Raw genomic sequence first — 3,257 nt, 5'->3', positions numbered from 1 at the left:
GTACTTGGGCTGGAAGTGGATGTCGGCGATCACCGGGATCTGCGACTTGCGGGCGATGGTCGCGAGCGCGTCGGCGTCGTCCTGAGTGGGGCAGGCGACGCGGACGATCTGGCAGCCGGACGCGGTCAGCTCGGCGATCTGCTGGAGGGTGGCACCGACGTCGGACGTACGGGTCGTGGTCATGGACTGCACGGACACCGGCGCGTCGCCGCCGACCGCCACGGATCCGACCTGGATCTGCCGGCTCTTGCGGCGCTCGGCGAGCTTGGTCGGAACGGACGGCATGCCGAGAGAAATCGCAGTCATCTGCTGTGCAACCCCAAGTCGTGGATCAAGGTCCGGTCCCGTAACCGGCGGGCTCCGGGCTTCGAGATTACGGCACCGGCCATGACCCGGGCACATCCCACCCGGTTAAACCCACTCATTGGGAGGCGGCCCGGAGCGCAGGGTTCCGGGCCGCCACGAACATGGCGAGGCTACGAGATTTTCACCGGGTTAACGACGTCGGCGATCAGGACCAGGATCGTGAAGCAGATGAAGATCCCGGCCACCACGTAGGCCACCGGCATCAGCTTCGCCACGTCGAACGGACCGGGGTCCGGCCGGCGCAGCACCTTGGCCAGTTGGCGGCGGAGGGACTCCCACAGGGCGCCCGCGATGTGCCCGCCGTCGAGCGGGAGCAGCGGGAGCATGTTGAACAGGAACAGGGAGAGGTTGAAGCCCGCGACCAGCATCAGGGCCATGGCCAGCTGCTGGGTGGGCGGGATGTCGAGGGTGAAGATCTCGCCGCCGACCCGGGCCGCGCCGACCACGCCCATCGGGGAGTCGGGCTGGCGGGGCGCTCCGTCGAAGGCCGCGTTCCACAGGGCGGGGATCTTGGCGGGCAGGCTCGTGATGGAGTCGACGGCCTCGCCGAGCCGGTCGCCCATCCAGGTCAGGGACTCGCCGAAGTCCTGGCGGACGACGCCGGTGGCGGCGCTGAAGCCGAGGAAGCCGGCGTAGGTGTAGCCGTCGACGATCTGCCCGTGCGAGTCCTTCTTCGCGACCTTGTTCCTGACGAGCTTGGCCTGCAGGGTCACGTCGTGCCCCTTGCGCTCCACGACCATGGACACGTTCTTGTCCGGGTTGGCCCGGATCAGGTCGGAGAGCTGGTTCCAGTTGTCGGTCTTCACGCCGTTGAAGGAGACGATCCGGTCGCCCGCCTTCAGTCCGGCGGCCGCCGCCGGGGATTCGGGGTCGGACTTCTTGCAGGTGTCGCGCTTCTCGGTCTGCGCGATCACGCACTGGGAGACCGAGCTGACGGTCGTCGTCTGCTGGGAGATGCCGAAGCCCATCAGGACCGTGAGGAAAAGGGCGCCGGCGAGCACGAGGTTCATGAAGGGGCCCGCGAACATCACGATGACCCGCTTCCACGGGGCGCGCGTGTAGAAGAGGCGGGTCTCGTCACCCGGCTCGAGCTCCTCGAAGGCCGCCGACCGGGCGTCCTCGATCATGCTGCGCCAGGGTGAAGTGGAGCGCGCGGTGATCCGCCCGTCCTCGCCCGGCGGGAACATGCCGATCATGCGGATGTAGCCGCCGGCCGGGATGGCCTTGATCCCGTACTCCGTCTCGCCCTTCTTCCGCGACCAGATGGTCGGGCCGAAGCCGACCATGTACTGCGGCACGCGGATGCCGAAGAGCTTGGCGGTGGACAGATGCCCCAGCTCGTGCCAGGCGATCGACACCAGCAGGCCGACCACGAAGACGACTATGCCGAGGATCATCATCAAGGCTGTCATGCACGCGCCTCCGCGGTCGCCGTGTGCGCTGTCAGTTCCCGGGACCGGGCCCGTGCCCAGGTCTCCGCTTCGAGGACGTCCGACACCGTGAGCGAGGTTCCCGTAGCCGGCGTGCCGTGCTCCTCGACCACCCGTGTGACGGTCTCCATGATCCCGTTGAAGGGCAGGGCACCGGCACGGAACGCCTCGACGCACTCCTCGTTGGCCGCATTGAACACCGCCGGTGCGGTGCCCGCGAGCCGACCGACGTGCCGGGCGAGGCCGACGGACGGGAAGGCCTCGTCGTCGAGCGGGAAGAACTCCCAGGTGGACGCCTTGCTCCAGTCGAAGGCGGGTGCCGCGTCCGGGACGCGTTCGGGCCAGCCCAGACCGATGGCGATCGGCCCTCGCATGTCGGGGGGCGTCGCCTGGGCGAGCGTGGATCCGTCGGTGAACTCAACCATCGAGTGGACATACGACTGCGGGTGCACGACGACCTCAATGCGATCGAAGGGAATGTCGTACAGCAGGTGTGCCTCGATGACCTCCAGACCCTTGTTGACGAGGGTCGCGGAGTTGATCGTGATGACCGGGCCCATCGCCCAGGTGGGGTGTGCGAGGGCGTCCTCGACCGTCACATGGGCCAGTTCCGCCTTGGTGCGGCCACGGAAGGGGCCGCCGGAGGCGGTGACGACCAGCTTGCGCACGTCCGCGCGCGTGCCGGCGGCCAGCGCCTGGAAGAGCGCGGCGTGCTCGGAGTCGACCGGGATGATCTGCCCGGGCTTGGCGAGGGCCTTGACCAGCGGGCCGCCCACGATGAGCGATTCCTTGTTGGCGAGCGCGAGGGTGCGGCCCGCCTCCAGGGCGGCGAGGGTCGGGGCGAGGCCGATGGAGCCGGTGATGCCGTTGAGGACGGTGTGGCAGCCGGACGCGGCGACCTGGGTGGCCGCGTCCGGTCCGGCGAGGATCTCCGGGAGCGGTTCGCCGGCGCCGTACTGGGCGGCGAGTGCCTCGCGCAGTGCGGGTACGACGTCCTCGCGGGCGACCGCGACGGTCCGCACCCGCAGCCGGTACGCCTGCTCCGCGAGCAGTGCGACCCGTCCGCCGTTGGCGGAGAGGGCGGTGACCCGGAAGCGGTCGGGGTTGCGCAGCACGAGATCGATGGCCTGGGTGCCGATGGACCCGGTGGAGCCGAGGATCACCACGTCCTTGGGGCCGTTTCCGGCCACGGGGTCGTGGACGAGGTGCGGGTCGGCGAGGGGTGCCGGACTGGCGGGACTGTCGGTCATCCCCCCATTGTTGCCGCAACCGGCGGCCGGGCGGACAGCGCGTCCCTCGGGCGGGTGCCATATCGGGTCTCGTTGCCGAAAGGGGCGAAATCCCCCTTGTGAAAATCGGGTGAAGATCCACGACGTCGGCGGCCCGGGTCCCGCGGGGGGGCGGGGCCCGGGCGGGCCAGGCCGGCGCCGGGCCCGGGGGTGTTTACAAAAACCCAGCCCC

General features: G+C 69.6%; 3 protein-coding genes. All 3 read right to left on the bottom strand.

Going from position 1 to position 3,257, the window contains the following annotated elements; translation table 11 throughout:
* Positions 1–306: flavodoxin-dependent (E)-4-hydroxy-3-methylbut-2-enyl-diphosphate synthase (locus ACFW2E_RS44055; RefSeq protein ID WP_384476962.1), on the bottom strand; the 306-nt coding region annotated here is incomplete at its 3' end.
* Between the two features lie 170 nt (positions 307–476).
* On the bottom strand, positions 477–1,766 hold the full coding sequence (locus tag ACFW2E_RS44050) for a M50 family metallopeptidase (RefSeq protein ID WP_384476965.1): 1,290 nt from the start codon (positions 1,764–1,766) through the stop codon (positions 477–479).
* A gap of 8 nt (positions 1,767–1,774) precedes the next feature.
* Positions 1,775–3,046, bottom strand: a complete 1,272-nt coding sequence (gene dxr / locus ACFW2E_RS44045; RefSeq protein ID WP_384476959.1) for a 1-deoxy-D-xylulose-5-phosphate reductoisomerase — start codon at positions 3,044–3,046, stop codon at positions 1,775–1,777.
* Positions 3,047–3,257: the final 211 nt, after the last annotated feature.

It is taken from the genome of Streptomyces sp. NPDC058964, from assembly GCF_042741275.1.
GTDB lineage: Bacteria > Actinomycetota > Actinomycetes > Streptomycetales > Streptomycetaceae > Streptomyces.
The sequence above is the reverse complement of the archived record's forward strand: the minus strand, read 5'-3'. Positions and strand labels throughout refer to the sequence as shown.